This window comes from Flavobacterium aciduliphilum, assembly GCF_003268855.1.
Lineage (GTDB): Bacteria > Bacteroidota > Bacteroidia > Flavobacteriales > Flavobacteriaceae > Flavobacterium > Flavobacterium aciduliphilum.
In genome coordinates this window covers 170,526-195,593 of the sequence record NZ_QLSZ01000005.1, presented here as the reverse complement: position 1 = coordinate 195,593, position 25,068 = coordinate 170,526, and the positions used below count along the sequence as shown (strand labels likewise).

The following is a 25,068-nucleotide window of genomic DNA, read 5'->3' as shown; positions in this document are numbered from 1 at the left end:
CTATATCTCCGTTTGGCAAAAAGTTATAGTCAAAAAAGTCTTTGTTTTACCCAAACGGAGGATGCCGTTTCTATCTGGGCTAGGGCAATAGGTTTCAATAGAACTTTATTTATATATTTGTCATTCCGTTTTAAATCAGAACATGAAAAAGCGTTTATGTTGTATTCTAATTTTAATACTTTCAAGTAATCTTCTAGCACAAAAAAAAATGATTTTTCCACCGAATGTAAAAAAAGGCGACACCGTTGCTATTGTTGCTACAGCTCGTAAAAATATTGAAGACAATCTGCAACCCGCCATAACATTGCTCCAAAGTTGGGGACTCGAAGTAAAACTCGGAAAAACCATAGGATTGGAAAAAAATCAATTGGCTGGAACCGACCAAGAACGTGCTGAAGATTTTCAAGCCATGATGGATAATCCTAATATCAAAGCAATTTGGTGTGTTAGAGGAGGTTATGGAACGGTGCGAATGATTGATTTGTTAGACTTTTCAAAATTCAAACAAAATCCCAAGTGGATTGTTGGTTTTAGTGATGTTACGGTGTTGCACAGTCATTTGAATAATTTAGGAATCGCTTCCATTCATGGAATTATGCCCGTCAATGGTACTGCCACTGCAGAAGCAAAAGAAACATTACGAAAAGCATTGTTTGGAGAAAAACTAAGCTATACGCTTCCTTGTGAGAATTTGAATCGTTATGGTAGCGCTCAAGGGGAATTGGTTGGAGGAAATCTTTCTATTCTATTTAGTTTATTGGGTTCTCCGTCGGCGGTAAATTGTGATGCTAAAATTCTTTTTATTGAAGATTTAGATGAGTATTTATACCACATTGATCGAATGATGATGAATTTAAAACGCAACGGTTGTTTGGAACGTTTGAAAGGAATCATTGTAGGCGGAATGACCAAAATGCACGACAATGAAGTCCCTTGGGGGAAAAATGCGCTGGAAATTATTGATGATGTCACCAAAATATACAATATACCAATCATCTATAATTTTCCTGCAGGACATATTGCCGATAATAGGGCATTAATTTTTGGGAAACAGGTTTCTATAGAAGTGAATGATTTGGAAAGTAAAGTGATATTTGACTATTAGCCAACAGCTATTGCACCCTAAAAAAATGGCAACACATAACGAACTTGGAAAATTTGGAGAAGCTCAAGCCGTTGATTATTTGCAAAACCAAGGATATAAAATTCTCGAGAGGAACTGGACGTATCAAAAAGCAGAAATAGATATTATTGCACAAAAGGATTCTGTTTTAGCTGTTGTTGAGGTAAAAACAAGATCTTCCATAGAATTTGGCTTGCCACAAGAATTTGTCAAACCCAAAAAGATACAATTGCTTGTCAAAGCCATCAACGAATACATTATTAGTAAGGATTTAGACGTTGAGGTTCGTTTTGATGTTATAGCTATTCATAAAACAACTCACGATTGTCAGTTGGAACACATAGAAGCTGCGTTTTTTTATTTTTAATATTTTTAAAGGATTGTTCATTTTTGCTAACTTTACCACTTAAAAATGGCATCAGTATGAAAAAAATGGCATCCATTATTGGCTTTTTTTGTGTTTTCACGTTGTTTTCTCAGAATGAAGTGGCTCAAAAAGTGTTGGATTTACAACAACAACAAAAAGTTTTTTTTAGACCCTATACACCCCTGCATGAGTCAGCTAACCTTGTAGACAGTAGTGTGAAAAAAGTAGTTGACAATGCTACAGGAGCGACTATTGACAAAAATATAGTGAATGATGTTGTAACAAATCGGTACGACTATCTTCAATTGGCTATTCCTTATAATGGAAGTACAGTGCTACTCGATTTATATCAAGTTAATTTATTTGCAGAAGGGTTTCAGATTGATACGGATAAACAAAAAAACATTCCATATCAAAAAGGAGTATATTATAGAGGGATTGTAAATGGAGATTATACGTCAATAGCAAGTATAAACTTTTTTAAAGACGAGATGAATGGCGTCATCTCAAATGATGAATTTACTAACTTAGTAATTAGTAAATCGAGTAAAAAAGGAACTACTAATGACTATATTATATATTCAGATGCTAAACTAAAAGTAGCTAATATGTTTACATGTGATTATGAAGATAAGGAATCTGTTCCAGTAACTCCGATTCTTAATAAAAGTGTCACTAGTACAAGATGTGTGACGATGTATTTTGAAATTGATTATGATCTTTTTCAACAAAATAACAGCAATACCACCACCACCACCAATTGGATGACCTCTCTGTTTAATAATGTACAAACAATTTATGCCAATGATGGCATATCGGTAGCACTAAAATCAATGTACATTTGGACAACTCAAGATCCTTACGAAGGTGTTGGAACTTCCTCAACAGATTATTTGTATAAGTTTAACGAGGTAAGGCCGGTTTTTAATGGCGACGTAGGGCAGTTGGTAGGAATAGACCCCGGAGGGCTTGGTGGCGTAGCCGTTGGGATTAATGGTCTTTGTTCTCAAAACAATTTCAGTTATTCCGATTTGAATAGCACTACAGTAGTACCCTTTACAACCTATTCATGGGAAGTTGAAGTAGTTACGCATGAATTTGGGCATTTGTTAGGCTCTCCACATACTCATGCCTGTGTATGGAATGGGAATAACACTGCTATAGACAATTGTGCGCCTTATGCTATGGGATCTAGTGCAGAAGGGTATTCATGTATGACCAATCCTGCAACACTTCCTAGTTCTACCACAAAAGGGACTATTATGAGTTATTGTCATTTGGTTTCAAATGTTGGAATAAAATTGACGAACGGATTTGGGACACAACCTAAAAATAGAATTTTAAGTGCTGTTAATGGTGGAACTTGTTTGAGTACAGATTGTGTCAATACTTGTATCAATACGATTTCAGAAGTGTCTGTTGATAATGTCACGACGACGACCGCTGTAATAAACTGGGTGGAGTCAGGAACATTTACCACATGGCAAATTGCAGTATATCCTTTTGGAACTACTGCATCAAATTGGATTTCTGTTACTTCAACTACTTATACAGTGTCAAATCTTTTGCCGGATACGTATTATGTAGTTCAAGTGCGTCCAGATTGTACTTCTGGATTAATATCTGGTGGGAGAACCATGATGTTTGTCACGGCAGCCGATTTTTGTAGTGGGATTGTTTTTACAGACTCGGGAGGAATTAGTGCAAATTATAGTGATTCGGAAACGGTTGTAAGAACTATAATACCAAATGTTCCAAACAACGCCATCTCAATTTCCTTTTCCGAATTCGAATTTGAACAAGATTATGACTTTTTGTACATCTACGATGGGAATTCAACCGCGGCAACCGATATTACTTTTGGAGGTTTAACAGGTCCTGATTTACCTGGAACATATACGTCATCAGCGCCAGACGGTTCATTAACTGTAAAATATGTTTCCGATCAATACCTCAACTATTTAGGATTTGTTGCTACTATTTCTTGTATACCAAATTTAAGTGTCAACGATCATTCGGGGTATATTGATTTTAGTTACCAACCTAATCCAACAAAAGGCATGGTTAACATTCATTCGAAAACAGATGTTCTTGATGTTGCCGTTTATAACGTTATGGGACAACTATTATATCAAAATAATGAAGCAGGATTGGATAAAAATATAGATATTTCTTCCTTTGCAGAAGGAACCTATTTTTTCAAGCTCAAATTTGAAGATAATAAAGATGCGGTATTTAGAGTCATAAAAAAATAGTGCTTTTTATAAATAAACCGTTTTTTAGATTCAATCAATAAGATATTGAAAAGTAGATTGTATAAATTGAGTGTACTTTTGTGTTCACAATACAAAAAGCAAGAACAGATAATTTAAAATAGATAAATTACATTTTGAAAAAAAATATTTTTGAATGTATCACAAATTACACTATAAAATGAAAACATTTTGGTTATTTTTCTCTTTTCTCAGTTTCTCTTTTACTCCTCTTCAGCAGCTTCCTAAAGACAGAATTGGTGTATCAGGTCCTATACATTTTCAAAATACTGTCTTTTTATTGGCAAAGTCATACAAGCCAGATGAAAACACCTACATTCAACAATACATTCCTGAGAATGAATTGCTAAATAAGTTTAATCAAATGATGACAGTTCAGGTAGTTGTTACAAACACAAGCATTCATGATGCCGCAACTACAAAAATTAACGAACTCATTATTAGAAAACAAACGGATAATTTGTGCAATTATACTCTTTCACCCAGTCAAGATGGTAGACAATTGGTGCTGGATTATGTCATCAGTACTGAAAACAAAATGGGTTTAAGCCAAATCGAGTTCAACATGTATCGTTATGTTAAAATTACGCTTCAGAATAAAAGAAAAGTGATTTTACTTTATTCCTATACTAGAAGGGGGTATGGTACACAAGCTGAAAGCGTTTTTCGAAAATTAGCTATAGATCATGGTTTTTTAATTAATGATATGATGCAAACCAACATGCCTCAAATATTTATTAATGATCAAAAATAATAGTTAACGTAAGTTATGAAATCTCCCAGATGTTTTTTTTTACTTGGTATTTTATTTGTGACTTTACATGCTTGTAGAACAGGTGAAACAGCCATTTCTAAAAAAGAAGTTCTAAAAAATAATTATTTGAAAGGAACTTCTATGGCACTTTATGCGGGGATCAACGATAGTACTTTTGTTAAACTCAAAGATTTTAGCACCGATTTTGTTTGGGATATGAAATATGCCACGGCAGATAATTTTCTTAAAGCTCAAGTTTATGAGTGCGATGAATGTTTTCTTAGGCTGAAAACTGTAAAAAACCTCATTGAAGCTAATGCCGAATTTCTTGAAAAAGGGTATCGCATCAAATTATTTGATTGTTATCGGCCACTTGATATTCAGAAAAAAATGTGGGAACTCGTACCCAATCCCGATTTTGTAGCCGATCCAAAAAAAGGGTCCATTCACAATAGAGGAGGAGCCGTTGATATTACTTTGGTTGATGCAGAGGGAAAGGAACTCGATATGGGAACTTCGTTTGATTTTTTTGGCTCCGAAGCGTCGCATCATTTTCAAGATTTACCCAGAAAAGTCAGAAAAAATAGAGCTTATTTAAAAAAAGTAATGCTTAAGCATCATTTTAAAGCGTTCGATTCAGAATGGTGGCATTACAACTTACAAGACAGTTATCAAGACAAATTGGCCAATTTTAAATGGTCTTGTGCTCACTCTACACATTTGAGATAATCCATAAAGAAATGATCAGGATGGTATGTTTTTTTATCAACTTCTGAAACAAGAGTGTCTTTCATAACATAGTCTATTTGTTCTCCTGAGTAAAGTACTCGAATCATCGTGATGGGACAGTTTTTTAAATGTTCGAACGTGTCTTTTTTAAAAAGAAAATAACCTGTTAATAAACGATTGTTGCCCTCATTGGTTCTTAAATTGTTGCCGCAACTTTCTTGACTAATTCCAACTAAAGTTACAATTTTACCGTTATTAAGTTGCAAATAAATTTTAGAATTTTTATCGAAACAATGAGCGGGAACAAAATCTTTACTTTTTTGCAACAATTGAAAATTTAAAGACAAAACCCCATCGGCATTAATCAAAGAAAAGAAAATTGAAGTTTGCGTATTTCCAAAAATACGTTCGTGTACAACATAGTCTTGCGTGGCTTTATAGATGCCCAAACTGTCTTTGGTATTCACAGCATAATCACAATCTGTTTGAGCCCAAAAACACAGAGAATTCAGTAAGAAAAGAAAACAAAAAATCTTTTTCATAGAAACATTTCAGTTAATTTTGTGGCAAAGTAACACTATTTTTTGATCATTTTTATCGGTTGTAAAGAAACTATATAAAGTACCTCCATCACTAATGTTCCATTTCTTTCGAATAGTTTCAACCGATTCAGGAAAATTTCGAATGCTGATGTTCGCTTTTTTAAAAGTAAAGTGGGTGGCCATATCTTTTTTAGTGTAAGGAAAAACAGAAACAATTTCAAACCGTCTTCCAGGAAAATCAATATATGAATCACTTGTAAAAAGATGTGAATGCGAATGTAATTTAGGGATATTATAATGATTTGCCAAAGCTACAAACCCTCCCGACTTCATCAGCGCACTATTGGGTTCATACAAGTATTGCTGAGGTAGTGCTAATGATGTCAATGTTTCGGATGTCATCTCAAAATCAAAAGTGTCGCAATGATTTTTTGTAAAGTTTCGCGTTTTGATGGTCACCGCACCTGAATAGTGATATTCCAATTCCCACAATAATTCTTTCACCTCATTTTCTACCGCTACGATATGAATACATTTTACAAACTGAAAATCCTTTAATCCAGCTTTAAGATCTAAAAGGGGAGCCGTTTTTATCAAGATCTGATTCGAGTACTGAAAATAGCAATCCATTAAAGAAACCACATCGGGGGTGCAATCTTTTAATAGAAAAACTTTTCCTTTCACCTCATTTCGACGAGAGGGATCGATATATATCCAATCAAAACGTTCTTGTTGTTGCTCTAAATAAGTTAGTCCATCGTTAGCCACACAAGTGATGTTAGTTGAACCTAGTTTTTTGTAATTGTGGGCAACCCATTGCGACAAATTCTCATCAAGTTCGCAATGAATCACAGCGTTCATTTGTTTGGCAAAATAGTAACTGTCAACGCCAAAGCCTCCTGTCATGTCAATCAAACGATTGCCAGAAACCAATTGCGATTTGTAAGCAGCCGCAATTTCTGAAGACGTTTGCTCAATCGATACTTTACTAGGAAAAATAAGTCCTGTTGCTTGATGCCACGTAGGTAATTTTTGTTGGCATTTAGCACGCGCCTCTATTTGATTCAAAATGAGTTTATAATCAAGGTCTGGAAACGGATTCTTCTGCAAAGCCAATGCAGAAATCTCACGAGTAGTGTTTTCTTGAATAAAATCTTGTACCTCTTGACGTAGCAATGCATCGTAATTCATAATCCAAAGAGTTAGAGGTTTTTGGTTAGTACCTGAATGATTTTGTTATCAGGAAAAAACTCTTTGCCAATTACTTTTAAAATGGTATATAGAGGTACTGCAATTATCATTCCAGTGATACCAAATAAAATTCCTACGATGAGAATAACTAAAAATATTTCCAGAGGATGAGAATGAATGCTTTTTGAAAAAATAATGGGAGACGATACATTGTTGTCAATCATTTGCACTATGAAAAAACCAAGGAGCACATATATTGTGGTGGGAAGTGTAACCGTTTGAAAATCATGATTAATGTTGTTTAACATTGTGAGGATACCTGCTAAAACACTTCCTATAAAGGGGCCAATATAAGGAATCACGTTCAAGAGGGCGCAAAGAAAAGCGATAACAAAAGCATTTTCTACACCAAAAATAAGCAATACTATTAAATATAAGAGACAAATAATCGTAAGTTGTACCAGCAAACCAATAAAATATCTTGTCAATAAGGTTCGAATCTTATCAATAGAATTGAGAATTTTGGTTTCGTTTTTATCGGGAAGTATTTTTTTTATTCCAACAATCCATTTCACTTTATCTCTCAAGAAGAAAAAACTAATAAAAAAGACACTCACTATCCCCATTCCAAAGGAACTAATGGTTGAAAAAACGGTATTCACAAAATCGGTGAAATAATTAAATTTTAGTTTGGAAGTAAGATTGCTTTCTTTGAGAATTCGTCCCAAATCAATATGATGACGGCTCAAATACTGATCAATTTGTGTGTATAATTGAATGGTTTTGTTTTGAATGGCTTGGGTATCTAGTAATGAAAGATTATTCCCTTGAGCGGTGATAAGAGGGACAAACAAGGAAAATAATCCTAAAAGTAAGGCTAAAAAGAATAATAAAGTAACGGCTACTGCGAGTGTATTGGGAACTTTTAGTTTTTTTCTTAAAAATTCTGTTATAGGGTTTGCAATCAAAGACACAATCATTGCGACTACGAGATAAACCAGTACCGTTTGAATTTGATATACAACAAACAAACCTAGTCCAATCAGAACAAGGATTCCTACGGCGCGAACCATTCCATGAGCTAGGGTTTTAGAAGTCATCATCATTAATTGGTAAAAATATAGTACAAAATGTTTGCTCCCATTTTCAAAGCTTTTTCTCGTACTTCTTTAGGATCGTTGTGTACTTCGGCATCTTCCCAACCGTCTCCTAAATCACATTCGTAAGTGTATAAAAACACCAACCGATTTTCGATAAAAATTCCAAAAGCTTGAGGTCTTTTGCCGTCATGTTCGTGAATCTTAGGCAAACCACTTGGAAAAACATACGGTTTTTGAAATATAGGGTGATTGGCAGGGATTTCGACCAAATTTTCAGTAGGAAAAATACGTTTCACTTCACGTCTCAAATACTCATCCATTCCATAATTGTCATCAAAATGCATAAAGCCTCCTGAAAGCATATAATTGCGAAGATTTAAAATTTCAGCATCACTAAAAAGAATATTCCCATGACCCGTAGCATGTACATAAGGATAAGAAAAAATATCGGGGCTTCCTGGTTCAACCGTAGCTGGTTTTGATGAAAGCGTCATATTTGAATTTTGATTGCAAAATTTAATCAAATTAGGCAACGAGGTAGGATTGGCATACCAATCACCCCCGCCATTATATTTCAATAGTGCGATTTGTTGTGAAAAGCCCACTGAAAAACAGAAAAATAATAGGGCAGCAATTGTAAAGCGTTTCATCATTTCTTTTTGGTTTTAATTTCTGTTATGAGTCGGTCAATTTCGTCTGTCTTCCAGCCAAAAGAAGTTGCGATACTTTTACCTTGTTCTGCACTCTCAAGAGCTTTAGTATAGGCTTTTGTTTTCATATACAATTGTGTAAGTAAAACATATTTGTTCATAGCAGGGCCAAGTGTTATCGCTTGTTGTGTCCATGAAATGGCAAGTTCTAATGCTTTAGGTTCAGCAATAAAATCCTTGAAATCGGTTGCTATTTGAATTAAAGTATTGGAATCTTTCCAAGCAAAATCAGATACAGATGTTTCTGCGTATTTTTGATATTTTTTCCAGTTTTTGGCATTGGCACAAATCGTTAAATCAAACTTAAATAGTAACGAATCAACTTTTCGTATATGAAAAGCAGCAGCAATAGGTCTGATTCTAAAATAATTAAGGGTATCGGTAAGCTCGGCTAAAGGTCTCAAATTATCGGATGCTAGAAACACAAGCTTTTTTTCCACTCGAATCGGAGACGATACTTTAGCAAAATCCTCTTTGTGCAAATTGATAAAAGATACTTCTTTAGCTTCAATATTGTTAATACCATTAGCCATTATTTTCCAATTCAATTCGGTAAAATAATCGTCTTCTTTTTTGGTTTTTAGATACGTTTGGGCAATGCTAGTTGCGTCCAATCCTGCTTTTCGTGCAAAAACGATGTAACGCAAACAATTTTCTCCCTGACTTACGTCTTTGTAAAATTCGTTTTTAATGGTGCCAAATTGAGTTTCGGGAGTTAAGGCTAGTAGCCCTTCTTTTATAAAATCTTCTTTTTTAAACTCACCCGAAATGCAGTTCAGTAAATTCTCATGAGCATCTAAATATGCAATAGTAGGATAATATTTTACATTAAATTTTTTTTGAAAGTATTCTTTTAGTTGCGTACCGTCTTTCGATTCACTATCAATAGCCATACAAACGAAATGAGAACTATAGTAGGTTGCAACATCAGCATCCGTGAAAACCTCATTTTTCATTTTTTTGCAATGTTGACACCATGTAGCATAAAACATCAAAGCAATGGGCTTGTTAGATTGTTGAGCTTCTCGTAAAACCTCTTGATAGTTTTTATCTAAAAATAGAGTTTGATTTTGCGCATTACCCCAAACACATACCAAAAAACAAAATAAAAGTATGATTTTTTTCATGTTATGATTCATTTAATAATACAACACTATGACAGGCTACTAGGGCAGCTGTTTCGGTTCTGAGTCTAGTCTCTCCCAAAGATACAGGAATAAAATCATGTTGCAAGGCCATTTCAATTTCTTTAACAGAAAAATCACCTTCTGGCCCTATTAAAATTAATACATCTTTTCCTAATTCGAGACGGGTTTTAAGGCTGTTTTTAGGCGTATCTTCGCAATGAGCAATAAATTTCTGCCCAGCATGTATTTTTTTAATAAAATCTTTAAAAGAAACAGGCGCATGTATTTTGGGTAAAAAGGAATGTAGCGATTGTTTCATGGCCGATTCGATGATTTTTTCGAAGCGTTCAATTTTAATCACTTTTCGTTCGGAATGCTCACAAATAATAGGCGTGATTTCTTGAATCCCAATTTCAGTAGCTTTTTCTAAAAACCATTCCAGACGCTCGTTCATTTTTGTTGGAGCCACAGCAATATGCAGTCGATATTTTGGAGCTTCTTGCGTCGTAGTATCGTTAATTTTAACCGTACACTTTGAGTCAGATGCCAAAATGATTTCCGTAGTAAATAGCTTACCTAAACCGTTAGTAACATATAAAATATCGCCTTCTTTTTTTCGTAAAACTTTAATAATATGTTTGCTTTCGTCTTTGTCAAAAACAAATGAATTTTGGTGTTCTGAAATCGTTGGGTTGTAAAACAATTGCATAATTAAAACGCGATTCTTGCTTTTGATGCGACGGTTGCATCGTTAAATTGTTGCTCTTTATATTTTTGATATCCTACAATCCCAATCATAGCAGCATTGTCGGTTGTGTATTCAAACTTTGGAATAAAGGTTTTCCATCCATATTTTGATTCAGTTGCTTTTAATGCCGCCCGAATGCCTGAATTAGCCGATACACCTCCTCCAATAGCAATTTGTGTAATGCCAGTTTCTTGGACAGCCAATTTGATTTTTTCCATTAGAATTTCAATAATAGTATGCTGAATGGAGGCACAAATGTCGGCTTTATAAGTTTCAATAAATTCGGGATTTACGGCTGTTTGTTTCTGGATGAAATATAAAATTTGGGTTTTGAGCCCTGAAAAACTAAAATTCAATCCGTCTACTTTAGGTTTGGTAAAATGAAAGGCTTTAGGATTGCCTTCTTTTGCCAATTTATCAATGAGTGGACCACCTGGATAGGGTAGACCTAAAATTTTTGCCGATTTATCGAAGGCTTCGCCAACAGCATCGTCTGTGGTTTCACCAATAATTTCCATGTCAAAAAAACCAGTTACTTTCACAATTTGGGTATGTCCACCAGAAATAGTTAAGGCTAAGAAGGGAAATTCAGGCTGGTCAAATCCTTCTTCTTTGATAAAATGGGCTAAAATGTGGGCATGCATGTGATTCACAGCAAGCAAAGGAATTCCTAGGGCTAAGGCTAACGATTTTGCAAAGGAAGTGCCCACTAGTAGCGACCCCATCAATCCGGGACCTTGAGTAAAAGCAACAGCATGGAGTTCTTGTAGCGTTATTTTCGCTTGTTTAAGTACTGCATCAACCACTGGAACTATGTTTTGCTGATGAGCACGTGACGCCAACTCGGGGACAACGCCTCCGTATTCTTCGTGTATCTTTTGACCTGCCACCACATTTGACAATACCGTGTTGTTCTTTAATATCGCGGCTGCGGTGTCATCGCAAGAACTTTCAATCGCAAGAATGTAAACATCATGGGGTTTCATGAGGCATATTTTTTGAATAATATTTGATAAACCGCTATAAAACGATTATTTTTACAACGATTACAAAGGTAATTATTTTAAAGGTTCTTATCGATAGCCCTGAATAAAATTGAAAGAAAAAAAAGAAAATACCCGTTTGAAGAGGATCAAAAAGATTGTGTGGCGCACGTTCTTGTTTTTGTTCTTGCTTCTTGTTTTCTTGGGTATTATCCTATCGCTTCCTTTTGTACAAACCAAAATAGCGCACTACGTCACGGCAGATTTAAATAAGCAATTTGGCGTTCATATAGAGGTTGATGAAGTGGAAATCAATATTTTTGGAGGCGTACAACTCAAAAAAGTATTGATTAAAGATGAGAAAAAAGACACCTTAATTTTTTCTAAAAGAATCAATACCAACATTATTGATGCAAAAAAACTGATTGATGGGAAATTGTTTTTTGGAACCATTCGAGCCAATGACTTATTTGTGAATGTCAAAACCTACAAAGGAGATGTTGATACTAATTTAGACAAATTCGTTGCGGCATTTGATGACGGCAAACCGGCTTCAGGAAAATTCAGGATGATTACCAATAAGATTTTGCTACAATCTTGTCGTTTTAGAGAAATAGATTACAATCGCGAGGTGCCTTTAGATGTTGATTTTACTAAAATTGATGCCGAGATTAATCGTTTTAGAATCAAAGGGCCTAATGTTTATTTCAATATAAACGATATGTCTTTTCTTGACCATCGTGGGGTTTTTGTAACTCATTTAAAATCGCAATTTACCTACACAAAAAAGAACATACGTTTGGAACAACTCGATTTAAAAACCGCTGAGTCGAGTTTTTCGGGAAAGGTAATTTTACGATATGATCGAAAAGATTTTAGAGATTTTAATAACAAAGTGCTTTTTGATGTAACCACACGCCATGCCAAAATAGCGTCTAATGATGTTTGGTATTTTTATAAAGAAATAGGCAGAAACAAATATTTTACCCTTAAAGGGAAAATAGACGGAACATTAAATAATTTTTATGCTAAACATTTACTTCTTATTGATGATAAAAAATCGATTATTGCAGGGAATGTAAACTTTAGAAATTTATTTGCTAGAAAGAATCAAGGCACGTTTTTTATGAAAGGGTCGTTTCGTAAAGTCACTTCCAATTATGAGAACCTTTCTAAATTATTACCCAATGTGTTGGGGAAAAAACTACCCTCATCATTAAAAAAACTCGGTCAATTTACTTTTGCTGGGGATATTGAAGTGACGACTCAGAAAATCAATACCGATTTCACACTTCACACCGCATTGGGCACCATCATATCCAATTTGAGTATGGTGCATATTGACAATATTGACAATGCGGAATATAAAGGAAATGTAGTTTTTGATGCCTTTGATGTGGGTACTTTAATCAATAGAAAAACAATTGGTAAAGTATCAATGAATATGGATGTAGACGGTAAGGGATTTGTAGAAAAATACCTCGATACAAAGTTCTCAGGAACTATTTCTCGATTGGATTATAATTCCTATTCCTATCAAAATATTATTGCCGATGGGAGTTTTAAAAAACCCATTTTTAAGGGTAAAGTAAATTGCAATGACCCTAATTTATTTCTAGACTTTGATGGAGTAATCGATTTAAGTAAAAAGGAAAACATCTATAGTTTTCACGCTAAAACCGATTATGCAAATCTAAGTAAGTTGCATTTTGTAAATGATGAAATAGCTGTTTTTAAGGGTGATGTGGTTTTAAATATAACAGGAACAAGCCTAAATAATGCTGTAGGGGAAGCACATCTAAGCAATGCTTCCTATCAAAACAGTAAGGATATTTATTTTTTTGATGATTTACGGGTGCAATCAACTTTTGATGCCAACCAAGAGCGAACCATTACGATGGCATCGCCCAATCAATTGAAAGGATTTATAAAAGGAAAATTCGATTTCAATCAAATTCCCGGGATGATTGAAAATTCACTAGGTAGTTTATATACTAATTACAAACCAATACTTCTTAAAAAAGGACAGTATATGAAATTTGATTTTTCTAAGTTTAGCGAAATCATAGAAATTCTATATCCGCAAATTACACTAGATGATGGTGCTACTCTCGATGGAATCATATATGCAGACAATAACAATTTCAAACTTAACTTTAACGCCAAAACAATCGATGCTTATCAAGTGCATTTTGATAAAGTAGCGCTTGAAATAGATAATAAAAACCCTTTGTACAATACCTACGTACAAATGGATAGTATAAAAACAAAATACTATAAATTCAGGGATTTTTCCTTGATTAACGCTACGGCACGAGATACTTTATCTTTTAGAACAGAATTTAAAGGCGGAGTTTCGGGCAACGATTATTATAATTTAAACCTGTATCATACTTTAGATAAAAACAATCACAATATCATTGGTTTTAATCAATCTGAAGTGATGTTTAAAGACTATTTATGGTACATTAATAAAGAAGAAAACGAAAAAAACAAAGTCGTTTTTGATAAAGATTTCAAGCAGTTTACCTTTGAAGATGTGATGCTTTCGCACGAAAATCAATCTATTTTATTGAAAGGGACTGTAAACGGAACCAAAAATAAAGACATTCAGGTTACCTTTCATGATGTAAATTTGAACAAAATTACCCCAGAAATCAATCAATTCCGTTTTGAAGGAAAATTAAATGGGAATGCCTATTTGAAACAAAATAATGCGGTCTATCAGCCTACAGCAGCCCTCAACATAAATAATTTTTATGTGAATGACAATGTGTTAGGGACTATGAATTTGGATATTAAAGGGAATAATGATTTTTCAAATTTTGCAATTTCTTCTCAAATTGAAAATGAAAATATAAAATCCTTTACCGCCAACGGAAACCTTGAAATAGTAAATGATGCAACATTAATTGACTTGGATTTAAATTTCCAGAAATTCAACTTAGGTGTTTTAAGTAAGTTTGGAGGCACCGTTTTATCCAACATTCGAGGGAATGTATCTGGAAATGCCAATTTGAGTGGAGATGTTAATGATATCGATTATAAAGGACGCTTGTTTGTAGACGATGCTGGAGTCACAATTCCCTATTTGAATGTAGATTATAAAGTTGCTCAGCACTCCATTGTTGACGTAACACAGAATAAGTTTATCATTTATAAATCAAAGGTAAACGATACAAAATTTAATACCGAGGGAAGTATTCAAGGTTTTGTAAAACACAAGCAATTTGGCGATTGGGAACTCGATTTAGCCATTGACTCCGATAGAATTTTAGCTTTAGACACCAAAGATCATGAAGATGTAGCTTACTTTGGAACCGCTTTTATAGAGGGAAATGCTACAATCAAAGGCCCCACAAATGCGTTAGAGATTAATGTAAAAGCCAAATCTTCCAAAGGGACTGATATTAAAATCCCCATAAATGATGCCGAAGCGGTAAGCGACAACGACTACATACACTTTCTAACTCGAGAAGAAAAACTAGGAATTAAAAAGAAAGAAGTTGAATTTATTCGAAACTACAACGGACTTCAAATGAATTTTGATTTTGATATTGAAACGAATGCCAATATTGAAGTCATCCTCAACCGAGAATCGGGACATGGTATGCGAGGAAAAGGAAAAGGAACGTTAAACATGAATATCAATACCCTTGGAAAGTTTGAGATGTTTGGGGACTTTACTGTTTGGGAAGGGTCCTATAACTTTAAATACGGGGGACTTATTGATAAAAAATTTGATGTTAAAAAATTTGGCTATATTTCTTGGTCTGGAAATCCCTACAATGCTACGCTCAATCTAGAAGCAGTATCTAAAAATATTATGGCAAATCCAGCTGTATTGGTAGACAATGCTTCCTTTAACAAAATTATTCCCGTAGAAGTGGTCATCGGATTGAAGGGAACAATATTAAATCCAGAACCCGATTTTAACATCAATTTTCCTAATGTTAGTTCGGTGCTCCGCTCGGAAATTGAGACCAAATTAGCCGATAGTGATACTCGACAAAAGCAAGCGTTATATTTGCTTTCTACAGGAGGATTTTTAAGTCCAGAAGGATTGAGTCAGTCACAAGTTACCAACAGTTTCTATGAAAAAGCGAGTGGGCTTTTCAGGGATTTATTTAATGGAGAAGGCGATAAAATTAATGTCGATGTAACGTATTCTGCCACTAATAAAAATACGGTAAACCCAACAGAAACGGGTCGAGTTGTCGCCACGGTATCGACCGTTATTAGCGATAGAATTAGTATAAATGGAAAAGTAGGTGTTCCTACTGGGGGGGTTTCAGAAACGGCTGTAGTGGGAAATTTCGAATTGCAATATCGTGTTAACGAAGATGGGACATTAAATTTGAGGGTTTTTAATAGAGAAAACGATATCAATTACATCGGACAAGGAATTGGCTACACCCAAGGTGCAGGACTTTCTTATGAAGTAGATTTTGATACGTTCAAGGAATTAGTCAACAAAATATTTAAGAAAAAAATAATCATCGATAGAGTTCCTAAAGATCCGCCACAACCCGAAAAACAAGAGATGCTCCCTGCTTATATTGAAATAGAAAACAATAAAAAAAAGTAGCGACTACCTTGTCTATTGAACATAAAATACATTTACGTTCCTACCTAATTTGACTTAAAACTTTAGCGTAAAATACAGAACTGACAATCGTATAGATTACAACATGTATCATATCGCAAAGCTAAATGTTAATTTTTAGGGTTTAAACACACCGAATTTTTCTTCAACAGCTTTTGTTCTGAATTCAAAGATTTTTTTAAGTTGGTTTTTAATAAAAAGAGCATTTGCTAACGCCCCAATAATTCCAAAGGGTGGAATATAAGTAACAATATCAGTCATTAAAACGCCACCATCAATAACCGTTATTTTATGTTGATGATGCCACAGTTTGTAGGGTCCCATGCGTTGTTCGTCTACAAAGTATTCTTTATCTTTTACATGGCTTATTTCGGTCATCCATTTCATAGGGATGCCAAATACTGGTTTCACGATGTAAGTAATAATCATTCCTGCATACATTTTGTTGCTTCCGCTATTGCTTGTTACTTTAAAACCCATATAGCTTGGTGTAATATCCTTTAAGTTTGCTGGATTTGATATAAAGTCCCACACAGCATCAATAGTTGCAGGTATCTTTTGTGTTTGTGTAAATTGATAAAATGCCATAGTGTTTCAATTAAAATCGAATAGTCAAATTTAAAAAAGTCAAAAAATAAATCCAAATTGTAAGGTTTACTTTTGGGTTTCTTACGACAAACCAGCCCAAGTTCTGTTTATCTGTGAAACGGTACCTACATGCAAAATTTTGAGTGAAAGAATTCTAAATCTGAAAAGTAGAGTTGTAACTCTGAAATCTAGTGTTACCTCGCAGTCATGGTGCGTTGGTTTTAAAAAGGTGTAGAAAGGTTAGACTATTTTTTCTCTAGTTATTTACCACAACTACTATATTTTAAAATTGAATTTAAGATTCATAACATTTACAATTAGAATTTGAACTATTTCTACTTCAACAATTTCTTTGCCATCAACGTATATTGAAGCATACTATAGGGGTAATCTTGTATAAAAAATTACGAAAACTCAGGAGATATTTGAGGAGCTGGGGTTTACCTCATTCGTTTTATTTATGGTTTTTTGCAAGCCCAACGAATCCTAGCTATTAACAGAAGTACATTTATACTTTTTGTTTAGTTTTTGAAATTCTAGAATTAGTGTTGTTTTTTGATTCTCTTTTCTTTTTTTGAGAAATTATATATTCACTAATTTGTTTTTCTTCTTCCTTTGTTAGTGGTCTGTTTTCAACTACAAAATCTATGTTTAAAGGTTCTTTAATTAATCCCATTTTACTAATTTTTAAAATATTTACCAATTAAACTTAATGCTGCTTTATTGTTAATAATCATTAACTGCCCTCCAAAATTTATAGCTCCTAATGATTTTTTGTAATGTTCAATTAATTGTGTTTTAGCAATAAACGAAACAAACCCTTCATGTCCACGCTGAAATGAGAGTTTACTAAATAGTAACCGATGTTGGCAGTAGTTGCTATTCATTCATTAGCAAAGAAATTGTAAACACTTGTTTTTTATTTTTCTCTCTTAAGGCCCAAACGTGATTATTAAGTTTTATTACATTATAAAATTTTCTTTCGGAATCTATATTCGGAAACCACTCTGGAGTTTTCTCGGAATATTTTTCTAAAACTATTTTAAAGTTTGAAACAGGAACTGATTTGTAAATACTAAATATAGAATCTATACTTTTTTTATTTCTGTATTTTATTGAACAGAATGCACAAATATCCAAATGAGACGAATTTTTGATTTCATAGCTATCACGAGTTATAATTTCAGGAAACCAACCCGTAAGTCTCTTATTTGGTATCTTTTTAAAGTCTTCGTAATTGGCATAAAATTGTTCGAATTCTCCATTTCCACAAGAGAAAAAAGAGAGAGAAAATACAAACGTCAATATTAAATGTTTTTTTCTCATGAATCTTGATTGACAATTACTGCTAACGTTTCCACGCTTGGCGTCAGTTGCGAACTTCGGAACGAATTATTTTCTGTTAAAGATAAAAATTCTTGCGAAACGTAAACGTGAACTTACCACAAAATTCGCAATTGCGAGACACGGCTGTTAGCACCAGTTTTTTATAAACTTATATAGTCACTATCAGGCATTTTTTTATATCCTTCATCATTTTCGATGATTTTCAAAATCATATGTTCTAATACAATTAATTTCTTCTCTTTTTCTTTTTCGATTTTATTTTGACAATAATCACTTGTTCTTGAACTTTTGACAATTTTATTTGATGTTATTTCTATTTCAAAATCATAGCATGGAATAACTCCACCAGGTTTTAATGTGTCACATTCAAATTCTGAAGGGAAAGATAAAAAATCTACTTTTTTATAATAGTCATAAATTTCCATTTTCTGTTCAACAGTCAGATTTATTCTAATATGCTTATCAGGACTTCTCATAAATTCCCTTGTAAGAATTCCAGTTTTTGAATTATATTTTTGATGGCCAAAATCTATTTTAATTGCAAAGTCATTTGGCATATCTAACGGATACTTTTTAGTATCACAACTCCAAAATAGAAAGAATGTGAATAGGAAAAGAATTTGTCTCATTTAATGTGAGTTTAAAATTGGTGCTAACTTACCGCTAACGTCCTGTCGCTTGCGCCAGTGGCGATTTTCACACACTGACGATAACAAATATACCGAAAAGTTAGAAAGAAAAAGCGCTATAGAAAGAAAAAAGATAATTACTTCCGCATTCTGATAAATCCCGAGCCACGCCATTGGTGCAAACGGCTGTTACCAGCAGTTATTTTAGCTTTCGGTTCTTTTTTAGTTCTTCTTGTAATGCTTTCATTTTTTCTGGTTTAACAAAAATTTCATGTATAATAGAAATGAATAAATCATGAAGTCCATTTGCGTCTTCTTTTGTAAAATCATGTAGGGTTATGTCGTCATCGGGATGTGCACCTTGATTACCAATGTCTTTTATTATTTGTGCATTCTCATGAAATATTTCCGTTAGGTCTATAGCTAGAAGATTTTGATTAGATTTTAACCATTCCAACTGATTAAACAAAGTTTTCCCTTTTGCACCCAGGACACTTTTAGCTAGAATTTGTATAGCTCTCCTAAATAAAATTGCAGAAGCAATAAATTTTGAATTAGTTAAACAATAGCTAGCCTCTGTTGCTGTTTTTCTGAGTGAGTCATATTTTGCAGGTATATCTTCGTTTATGTAATTTTCATTTTGAATAGGTAACCGATATAATCTATATAATGAAAATTTATAGACTAAACTACTACCACCTGTGACATGTGGAATTCTTTTTTCATCAACAAATTGAACAGCAAAAATGAAACTCTTTTTTCTACAGTTTGGACATTCAACGAAAATATTTACAAATCTCGGTAATCCATTGTCACTATAATATGCTTGGTTGAAAGTTTCAGAATATATTTTCAAGAAAACATCTCTTGAGCAAGAATCACAAGTGCCAGGAATTTGTTGAGAAATTGTAGAATCATCTACATCTTTATAAATAGATTCAAAATTTTCTTCAATATAACTTTTAAATTCTTTTTCGTCAAGTAATTTCATATGGTGTGTTTATAATTGCTGGTAACTCGTTTATATGTCTGACACAATCAGACCCTTATTTGGGTGTATATGTCTGACAAACGTCAGGCTTTATTCATTCCAAAAATAGAAAATTTTACGTATAGTTATAAATGAACTGTGTCTTTTTTAGGCTATTCTCTGTAAGATTTAATGAGATAGAGATTTCTGACGAAGTATTTACTAGTGTATGCCTTGAAATCCAGAACATGAGTTCTGAAATCCAGAACAAGAGTTCTGAAATCTAGAACATGAGTTCTGAAATCTATAGCAAGGGCTCTGAAATCTAAAACATGAGCTCTGAAATCCAGAACATGAGTTCTGAAATCTAGAACATGAGTTCTGAAATCTAGAATAGGGGTTCTGGAATCTAGAACATGAGTGAAAGAATTTTTAAATCTAAAAAGGAGAGTTGTAGTTCTGAAAAGTAGAGTTATAGTTCTAAAAAGTAGAGATGTAGTTCTGAAAAATAGAGATGTAGTTCTAAAAAGTAGAGTTATAACTCTGAAATCTAATGTTACCACGCTGTCAAGGTGCGTTGGTCTTAAAAAAGGGTAGAAAGGTTAGGCTATTTTTTTCTCTTGTCGAATCAAATACACCACATAATACCCCAAAAGAACGCCTATCAAACCTAGTAATCCCATAAAAAACCAATTGGCTTGATAGCCTAGTGTGTCAATAATAAACATGCCCAGTTTGGCACTAATAATATGCGCCAAACTATAACTCATCGTAAAAATAGCCATATAGCGGCCTTCATGCCCTTTTGGGGCTCTACTCATCGCAAAGGAATTGGAAAAGGGAAACGAAAACATTTCGGCAAAAGTCATGCATACCATCATCACCAGCAAAATGCCTGTCCAGGTATGAATGAGAAGCAAGAATAGACTCACCGCCATCAACAAACACCCCAAAGTAACCATCAAGGCTTTGTCTATTTTTTTGCGTTCTACATAGCTCACAATGGGCATTTCGAGGAAAAAAACCAAAACGCCATTGAGGGTAAGCAACAAGCCCGTTTGAAATTCGGTTAAATTAAATTGTTCTTTATGATACAACGGAATGGTTGTAAACAATTGAAAGAAAAGCACACCCGTAATGACACAACAAAATAGAAAAATCCAAAACGGAAGGTCTTTAAACACAGAAGGTCTGTTGGAATCCAAGCGTTGTTTTTCATCATGGGGCACAACGTTTGTATTTTTATTTGCTACGGTCAAGCCAAAAATAGAAATGGCGAGAATACACGTAGCACCATCTACCCAAAACAGCCCGTTATAGCCAACATTCATAATGATGAGTCCTCCTAAAGCGGGTCCCGCCGCAAAGCCTAGATTGATGGCAAGACGCACCAAAGTTAACGCCCGTGTGCGATCTTCGGCAGGGGCATAGGCACCGAGCGAAACAAACATAGCTGGACGAAACATATCGGCAATAATCATCAGAATAAAAATACTGATACACAACGCAGAGAATGTTGTGATGAATTGCAGTACAAAAAAGGCCAATCCACTCGTAAACAAACTAAAAATCATGATTTTGTAAAACCCAATTTTATCAGAGAGTTTGCCTCCCAACCACGACCCAATCATGGAGCCCGACCCAAAACATACCATAATCCAACCCACTTGTGCATAGGTAAAATGTAAATCTTCTTTTAAATATTTTGAAAGAAAGGGCAAGACCATCGTTCCCGCACGATTGATAAAGGTAATGAAAGTGAGAATCCAAATTTCTCTAGAAAAACCTTTAAAATTGTTGATGTATTTGCGGAAGGCGTTTTTTAGCATGGACGAGGTTCGAGACTTTAGAAAGTACAAAACTACAAACTTAAAGCCGTTTTTTTGAATCTTTTCTTTTTTTCACTTTAAAAGTTTTCGATTATTTTTGCGGATGCAATTTTTCAATCTTCATACGCATCAAGGCACTAATACACCCCATGTGGTTGAATTGGTCAATCAATATCCTTGGGAATTCGACGCGTCCTTGCCTTGCTATTCTATTGGCATTCATCCGTGGTATATCGATGAAGCTCGAATGGCAGAAGATGTGAGAATTATAGAACAACAACTCACGCAACCCGAATGTTTGGCGCTTGGTGAATGCGGATTGGATAAAAGGATTTCGATACCTTTTGACCTGCAGTTGCGTGTTTTTGAGCAACATCTTCAATGGGCAGAACAGCATCAAAAACCTTTGGTATTGCATATTGTAGCCGCTTTTGAGGAATTATTGCACGTAAAAAAGAAATACAATCCCACCGTTCCGATGATTATTCATGGATTTTCAAAAAGCAAGCCCTTGGCAAAACAGTTAGTAGAACAGGGATTTTACCTTTCTTTTGGGAAATATTTATTGCAAAATCCCGAATTGGAAGCGGTATTTGAAGCGGTGCCCAACGACCGATTTTTTTTAGAAACCGATACGACCAGCGCCTCTATTGAAACCGTCTATGAGGTAGCGGCACGCTATAAAAAACAATCGGTGACAGTGATACAAAATCAAATACAACATAATTTTAATCAAGTGTTCCAAACGAACCAAATAAAATAAAAACAGAGAATCATGGCAAAGTGGCAAGAACGTGCGGCACTTCTTTTTAAAGAAGAAGGGTTAGAAAATTTAACTAAAGCAAATGTTTTAGTAGTCGGATTAGGAGGTGTTGGGTCTTTTGCAGCCGAGTTTTTAGCTCGTGCAGGAGTGGGCAACATGACCATTGTGGATGGTGATGTGGTAGACATCACGAACATCAATAGACAATTACCCGCGTTACATTCTACTGTAGGGATGCCAAAAGTGCATGTGGTGGGCGATCGCCTCATGGATATTAATCCTGAATTGCATTTAACCCGAATCGAAGAGTTTTTATCTCCCGAGCGTGCTTTCGAATTGGTCACGCCACAATTTGATTATGTTTTTGATTGTATAGACAGCATTACGCCAAAATTAAACTTAATTCTAGCGGCGAAACGAAAAGGGGTCAAAGTCATTAGTAGTATGGGTGCAGGAGGAAAATTTGAAGCCTCCAAGGTAAAAGTAACCGATATCCGAAAAACAGACTATTGCCCGTTGGCTAAAGTCATTCGAAAACGATTAAAGAAAGAAGGCATTTCCTCTGGTGTGAAAGTAGTTTATTCCTATGAGCGTCCCGACGAAAGCAGCTTAAAAATGACTGATGGAACCAATTTTAAAAAATCGTTTTACGGAACCAATAGTTGGATGCCCTGTCTCTTTGGGTTGCATGCCGCAGAAACAGTGGTGCGCTATTTGATAAAACACAAAAAATGATACGCACTGTAATTTTTGATATGGATGGTGTGATTGTCGATACCGAACCACTCCATCATTTTGCTTTTCAACAACATTTTGAGCAATTAGGAATTGAGGTGTCAAACGAGTTGTATGCCTCATTTACGGGTAATTCAACTAAAAATGTCTATCAAAAACTACAAGCGCTTTTCGATATAAACGAGTCTGTAGATACGTTGATTGATACCAAACGCAGGTTGTTTAACGAAGCTTTTGATCAGGCTAATGAATTACAACTTCTAGATGGCGTTCATGAGTTGATAGTAGACTTGCATCAAAAGGGAATGCAACTAATTTTGGCCTCCAGTTCGGCAAAAGTAACCATCGAGAAAGTATTTACACGTTTTGCATTACATCCCTATTTTACACATATCTTGTCTGGTGAAGAGTTCCCTCAATCAAAACCCCACCCCGCTATTTTTGAAGAAGCGGTGCGTCTTTCACAAAATACGGCAACTCAGTGTGTGGTCATTGAAGACAGTACCAATGGCATTCATGCCGCCAAAGGTGCGGGAATATTCTGCATTGGGTATGATAGTCCACATTCAAAACTTCAAGATTATTCTCGAGCCGATGTGGTAATTTCCGATTTTAGAACCTTAAATTTTGAGCTCATTTCCAATCTCAAATTCTAATCCAACGCAATTAACCCACAGCCGCTTTATAGGTTTGCAAGCATTTTTCTCGTGCTTCTTTATGGTCTACAATCGGTTTAGGGTACCGAGCCGTATTCCATTCGGGCACCCATTTTTTGATGTATTTGTAGTCAGAATCAAATTTTTTGATTTGTTCTGTAGGATTAAAAATCCTAAAATAGGGTGCTGCATCGACGCCACTTCCAGCAGCCCATTGCCAATTCCCTACATTGCTCGATTGATCATAATCTAATAACTTGCTGGCAAAATAAGCTTCGCCCCAACGCCAATCGATGAGCAGATGTTTGCACAAAAAACTGGCTACAATCATGCGAACTCTGTTGTGCATGTGCCCCGTAGCATTGAGTTCGCGCATGCCAGCATCCACAAAAGGATAGCCTGTTTTTCCTTCACACCATTTTTTAAATAGAGTTTCATTATTTTCCCAGGCAATGGCATCATATTTGGGTTTGAAACTCGCGTGTACCGTATGGGGAAAATGCCATAGTATCTGCATAAAAAATTCACGCCAAATGAGCTCTTTTAAGAACGTATCGTTTTGATGTTCTAATGCTTTGGTCACAATTTTTCGAATGGAAACCGCGCCAAATCGGAGGTATATTCCCAAAAAGGAGGTTTTGTTTAGCGCAGGAAAATTTCGAGTGGCTTCATAATGAACAATCAAATCATGCGAAACATTGTAGTCAGGAATTTTAATCGAAGACACCACAAATCCGATATCCGATAAGGATAAAAAAGGATAATTGTGGGAGGCAATCCGGTCAAGAACTTCCTCAGAAGGTAATGCGCTCCATTGGTTTTTTTGTAAGGTCTCTTTCCATTTTTTTGAATAAGGCGTATACACCACATAGGGACTTCCATCGTCTTTACTAATATCATTTTTTTCAAAAATCACTTGGTCTTTACTTGTTTTAAAGGCAACATCGTGTGTTTTGAAGAGCTGATACAATTCTACATCTCTTTTGCGAGCATAAGGTTCATAATCGTGATTCGTGTAGACGGCTTCAAAGGTGTTTTCGGCAAGTAGCTTTTTGAAAATATCGAGAGGTTTTCCATGAAACACAGCCAGTGATTTTCCGATACGTTGCAGTTGCGATTGGATTTTTTCCAATTGTTGTGCAATGAAAGTCACTCGGGCATCATTGGGCTCCAACTGGTCTAAAATACTGCTGTCAAATATAAAAATAGGTAAAACAGGAGCGCCACTATTTAGGGCATGATACAACCCTACATTATCATCGAGTCTTAAATCTCTTCGAAACCAAAAAAGGACCATA

At 34.8% G+C, this 25,068-nt stretch carries 24 protein-coding genes; 9 read left to right on the top strand and 15 right to left on the bottom strand.

Annotated elements, in window-relative coordinates; all coding sequences use genetic code 11:
• Positions 1-208 precede the first annotated feature (208 nt).
• The 5 genes from CLV55_RS07340 to CLV55_RS07320 all read left to right on the top strand — a co-directional run bounded on the left by CLV55_RS07340 (position 209) and on the right by CLV55_RS07320 (position 5,246).
• Positions 209-1,105, top strand: a complete 897-nt coding sequence (locus CLV55_RS07340; protein ID WP_112113124.1) for a S66 peptidase family protein — start codon at positions 209-211, stop codon at positions 1,103-1,105.
• 25 nt (positions 1,106-1,130) lie between these two features.
• On the top strand, positions 1,131-1,490 hold the full coding sequence (locus CLV55_RS07335) for a YraN family protein (RefSeq protein ID WP_112113123.1): 360 nt from the start codon (positions 1,131-1,133) through the stop codon (positions 1,488-1,490).
• 56 nt (positions 1,491-1,546) lie between these two features.
• Positions 1,547-3,745, top strand: a complete 2,199-nt coding sequence (locus tag CLV55_RS07330) for a M12 family metallo-peptidase (protein WP_112113095.1) — start codon at positions 1,547-1,549, stop codon at positions 3,743-3,745.
• Between the two features lie 178 nt (positions 3,746-3,923).
• The gene (locus tag CLV55_RS07325) at positions 3,924-4,517 is read left to right on the top strand and encodes a hypothetical protein (protein ID WP_146739550.1); all 594 of its coding nucleotides are present in this window, start codon (positions 3,924-3,926) and stop codon (positions 4,515-4,517) included.
• Positions 4,518-4,532: 15 nt separating this feature from the next.
• Positions 4,533-5,246, top strand: coding sequence for a M15 family metallopeptidase (locus CLV55_RS07320; RefSeq protein WP_112113093.1), 714 nt, complete (start codon positions 4,533-4,535; stop codon positions 5,244-5,246).
• Here CLV55_RS07320 and CLV55_RS07315 read toward each other — a convergent pair.
• From CLV55_RS07315 to tsaD, 7 genes are read right to left on the bottom strand one after another with little or no spacing between them, the layout of a single operon-like run.
• The gene (locus CLV55_RS07315; RefSeq protein ID WP_112113092.1) at positions 5,225-5,788 is read right to left on the bottom strand and encodes a hypothetical protein; all 564 of its coding nucleotides are present in this window, start codon (positions 5,786-5,788) and stop codon (positions 5,225-5,227) included. The genes CLV55_RS07320 and CLV55_RS07315 overlap by 22 nt on opposite strands.
• Before the next feature lie 9 nt (positions 5,789-5,797).
• The gene (locus tag CLV55_RS07310; RefSeq protein ID WP_112113091.1) at positions 5,798-6,979 is read right to left on the bottom strand and encodes a THUMP-like domain-containing protein; all 1,182 of its coding nucleotides are present in this window, start codon (positions 6,977-6,979) and stop codon (positions 5,798-5,800) included.
• 11 nt (positions 6,980-6,990) lie between these two features.
• On the bottom strand, positions 6,991-8,082 hold the full coding sequence (locus CLV55_RS07305) for an AI-2E family transporter (RefSeq protein WP_112113122.1): 1,092 nt from the start codon (positions 8,080-8,082) through the stop codon (positions 6,991-6,993).
• A 2-nt stretch (positions 8,083-8,084) separates the two neighbouring features.
• On the bottom strand, positions 8,085-8,729 hold the full coding sequence (locus CLV55_RS07300; RefSeq protein WP_112113121.1) for a DUF4159 domain-containing protein: 645 nt from the start codon (positions 8,727-8,729) through the stop codon (positions 8,085-8,087).
• A complete protein-coding gene (locus CLV55_RS07295; protein WP_158527027.1) occupies positions 8,729-9,916 on the bottom strand; it encodes a thioredoxin family protein in 1,188 nt (395 codons plus the stop codon). Before CLV55_RS07295 ends, CLV55_RS07300 begins: the two co-directional genes overlap by 1 nt.
• A 1-nt stretch (position 9,917) precedes the next feature.
• The gene (locus CLV55_RS07290; RefSeq protein WP_112113089.1) at positions 9,918-10,625 is read right to left on the bottom strand and encodes a 16S rRNA (uracil(1498)-N(3))-methyltransferase; all 708 of its coding nucleotides are present in this window, start codon (positions 10,623-10,625) and stop codon (positions 9,918-9,920) included.
• 2 nt (positions 10,626-10,627) lie between these two features.
• On the bottom strand, positions 10,628-11,650 hold the full coding sequence (tsaD, locus tag CLV55_RS07285) for a tRNA (adenosine(37)-N6)-threonylcarbamoyltransferase complex transferase subunit TsaD (protein WP_112113088.1): 1,023 nt from the start codon (positions 11,648-11,650) through the stop codon (positions 10,628-10,630).
• Positions 11,651-11,786: 136 nt separating this feature from the next.
• Here tsaD and CLV55_RS07280 point away from each other — a divergent pair, with 136 nt between their 5' ends.
• Positions 11,787-16,235 (top strand): translocation/assembly module TamB domain-containing protein, encoded by a 4,449-nt coding sequence (locus CLV55_RS07280; RefSeq protein ID WP_146739549.1) that lies wholly within the window; start codon positions 11,787-11,789, stop codon positions 16,233-16,235.
• 135 nt (positions 16,236-16,370) lie between these two features.
• Here the strand turns inward: CLV55_RS07280 and CLV55_RS07275 are convergent, their stop codons facing one another.
• The 7 genes from CLV55_RS07275 to CLV55_RS07250 all read right to left on the bottom strand — a co-directional run bounded on the left by CLV55_RS07275 (position 16,371) and on the right by CLV55_RS07250 (position 21,616).
• The gene (locus CLV55_RS07275) at positions 16,371-16,841 is read right to left on the bottom strand and encodes an SRPBCC family protein (RefSeq protein ID WP_112113086.1); all 471 of its coding nucleotides are present in this window, start codon (positions 16,839-16,841) and stop codon (positions 16,371-16,373) included.
• 508 nt (positions 16,842-17,349) lie between these two features.
• Positions 17,350-17,517: a hypothetical protein gene (locus tag CLV55_RS12885; protein WP_170122244.1), complete on the bottom strand. Its 168-nt coding sequence runs from the start codon at positions 17,515-17,517 to the stop codon at positions 17,350-17,352.
• A gap of 4 nt (positions 17,518-17,521) precedes the next feature.
• Complete coding sequence (locus tag CLV55_RS07270; protein WP_112113085.1) at positions 17,522-17,728, bottom strand: hypothetical protein; 207 nt, start codon at positions 17,726-17,728, stop codon at positions 17,522-17,524.
• Positions 17,721-18,167: a hypothetical protein gene (locus tag CLV55_RS07265; protein ID WP_112113084.1), complete on the bottom strand. Its 447-nt coding sequence runs from the start codon at positions 18,165-18,167 to the stop codon at positions 17,721-17,723. The genes CLV55_RS07270 and CLV55_RS07265 overlap by 8 nt, the downstream gene beginning before the upstream one ends.
• A 161-nt stretch (positions 18,168-18,328) precedes the next feature.
• On the bottom strand, positions 18,329-18,817 hold the full coding sequence (locus CLV55_RS07260) for a hypothetical protein (RefSeq protein ID WP_146739548.1): 489 nt from the start codon (positions 18,815-18,817) through the stop codon (positions 18,329-18,331).
• A 199-nt stretch (positions 18,818-19,016) separates the two neighbouring features.
• Positions 19,017-19,808, bottom strand: coding sequence for a DUF4145 domain-containing protein (locus CLV55_RS07255; RefSeq protein ID WP_112113082.1), 792 nt, complete (start codon positions 19,806-19,808; stop codon positions 19,017-19,019).
• 581 nt (positions 19,809-20,389) lie between these two features.
• Entirely contained in the window at positions 20,390-21,616 is a 1,227-nt protein-coding gene (locus CLV55_RS07250; protein ID WP_112113081.1) for an MDR family MFS transporter, read from the bottom strand.
• A 103-nt stretch (positions 21,617-21,719) separates the two neighbouring features.
• On the opposite strand from CLV55_RS07250, the gene CLV55_RS07245 reads away from it, so the two are divergent.
• From CLV55_RS07245 to CLV55_RS07235, 3 genes are read left to right on the top strand one after another with little or no spacing between them, the layout of a single operon-like run.
• Positions 21,720-22,379, top strand: a complete 660-nt coding sequence (locus CLV55_RS07245) for a TatD family hydrolase (RefSeq protein WP_112113080.1) — start codon at positions 21,720-21,722, stop codon at positions 22,377-22,379.
• Positions 22,380-22,391: 12 nt separating this feature from the next.
• Positions 22,392-23,114, top strand: coding sequence for a tRNA threonylcarbamoyladenosine dehydratase (locus tag CLV55_RS07240; protein ID WP_112113079.1), 723 nt, complete (start codon positions 22,392-22,394; stop codon positions 23,112-23,114).
• Entirely contained in the window at positions 23,111-23,770 is a 660-nt protein-coding gene (locus CLV55_RS07235) for an HAD family hydrolase (RefSeq protein ID WP_112113078.1), read from the top strand. Before CLV55_RS07240 ends, CLV55_RS07235 begins: the two co-directional genes overlap by 4 nt.
• A 10-nt stretch (positions 23,771-23,780) precedes the next feature.
• Here CLV55_RS07235 and CLV55_RS07230 read toward each other — a convergent pair whose 3' ends face one another.
• Positions 23,781-25,067, bottom strand: coding sequence for a cryptochrome/photolyase family protein (locus tag CLV55_RS07230; RefSeq protein WP_112113077.1), 1,287 nt, complete (start codon positions 25,065-25,067; stop codon positions 23,781-23,783).
• Position 25,068 lies beyond the last annotated feature (1 nt).

What these genes read in the sequence shown, in the direction of transcription:
- CLV55_RS07235 (WP_112113078.1), top strand. Translation starts at nt 23,111, where the DNA reads ATGATACGCACTGTAATTTTTGATATGGATGGTGTGATTGTCGATACC.
- CLV55_RS07315 (WP_112113092.1), bottom strand. Translation starts at nt 5,788, where the DNA reads ATGAAAAAGATTTTTTGTTTTCTTTTCTTACTGAATTCTCTGTGTTTT.
- CLV55_RS07230 (WP_112113077.1), bottom strand. Translation starts at nt 25,067, where the DNA reads ATGGTCCTTTTTTGGTTTCGAAGAGATTTAAGACTCGATGATAATGTA.
- CLV55_RS07335 (WP_112113123.1), top strand. Translation starts at nt 1,131, where the DNA reads ATGGCAACACATAACGAACTTGGAAAATTTGGAGAAGCTCAAGCCGTT.
- CLV55_RS07340 (WP_112113124.1), top strand. Translation starts at nt 209, where the DNA reads ATGATTTTTCCACCGAATGTAAAAAAAGGCGACACCGTTGCTATTGTT.
- CLV55_RS07320 (WP_112113093.1), top strand. Translation starts at nt 4,533, where the DNA reads ATGAAATCTCCCAGATGTTTTTTTTTACTTGGTATTTTATTTGTGACT.
- CLV55_RS12885 (WP_170122244.1), bottom strand. Translation starts at nt 17,517, where the DNA reads ATGGGATTAATTAAAGAACCTTTAAACATAGATTTTGTAGTTGAAAAC.
- CLV55_RS07330 (WP_112113095.1), top strand. Translation starts at nt 1,547, where the DNA reads ATGAAAAAAATGGCATCCATTATTGGCTTTTTTTGTGTTTTCACGTTG.
- CLV55_RS07325 (WP_146739550.1), top strand. Translation starts at nt 3,924, where the DNA reads ATGAAAACATTTTGGTTATTTTTCTCTTTTCTCAGTTTCTCTTTTACT.
- CLV55_RS07265 (WP_112113084.1), bottom strand. Translation starts at nt 18,167, where the DNA reads ATGAGAAAAAAACATTTAATATTGACGTTTGTATTTTCTCTCTCTTTT.
- CLV55_RS07250 (WP_112113081.1), bottom strand. Translation starts at nt 21,616, where the DNA reads ATGCTAAAAAACGCCTTCCGCAAATACATCAACAATTTTAAAGGTTTT.
- CLV55_RS07260 (WP_146739548.1), bottom strand. Translation starts at nt 18,817, where the DNA reads ATGAGACAAATTCTTTTCCTATTCACATTCTTTCTATTTTGGAGTTGT.
- CLV55_RS07270 (WP_112113085.1), bottom strand. Translation starts at nt 17,728, where the DNA reads ATGAATAGCAACTACTGCCAACATCGGTTACTATTTAGTAAACTCTCA.
- tsaD (WP_112113088.1), bottom strand. Translation starts at nt 11,650, where the DNA reads ATGAAACCCCATGATGTTTACATTCTTGCGATTGAAAGTTCTTGCGAT.
- CLV55_RS07295 (WP_158527027.1), bottom strand. Translation starts at nt 9,916, where the DNA reads ATGAAAAAAATCATACTTTTATTTTGTTTTTTGGTATGTGTTTGGGGT.
- CLV55_RS07245 (WP_112113080.1), top strand. Translation starts at nt 21,720, where the DNA reads ATGCAATTTTTCAATCTTCATACGCATCAAGGCACTAATACACCCCAT.
- CLV55_RS07255 (WP_112113082.1), bottom strand. Translation starts at nt 19,808, where the DNA reads ATGAAATTACTTGACGAAAAAGAATTTAAAAGTTATATTGAAGAAAAT.
- CLV55_RS07275 (WP_112113086.1), bottom strand. Translation starts at nt 16,841, where the DNA reads ATGGCATTTTATCAATTTACACAAACACAAAAGATACCTGCAACTATT.
- CLV55_RS07300 (WP_112113121.1), bottom strand. Translation starts at nt 8,729, where the DNA reads ATGAAACGCTTTACAATTGCTGCCCTATTATTTTTCTGTTTTTCAGTG.
- CLV55_RS07240 (WP_112113079.1), top strand. Translation starts at nt 22,392, where the DNA reads ATGGCAAAGTGGCAAGAACGTGCGGCACTTCTTTTTAAAGAAGAAGGG.
- CLV55_RS07310 (WP_112113091.1), bottom strand. Translation starts at nt 6,979, where the DNA reads ATGAATTACGATGCATTGCTACGTCAAGAGGTACAAGATTTTATTCAA.
- CLV55_RS07290 (WP_112113089.1), bottom strand. Translation starts at nt 10,625, where the DNA reads ATGCAATTGTTTTACAACCCAACGATTTCAGAACACCAAAATTCATTT.
- CLV55_RS07305 (WP_112113122.1), bottom strand. Translation starts at nt 8,082, where the DNA reads ATGATGACTTCTAAAACCCTAGCTCATGGAATGGTTCGCGCCGTAGGA.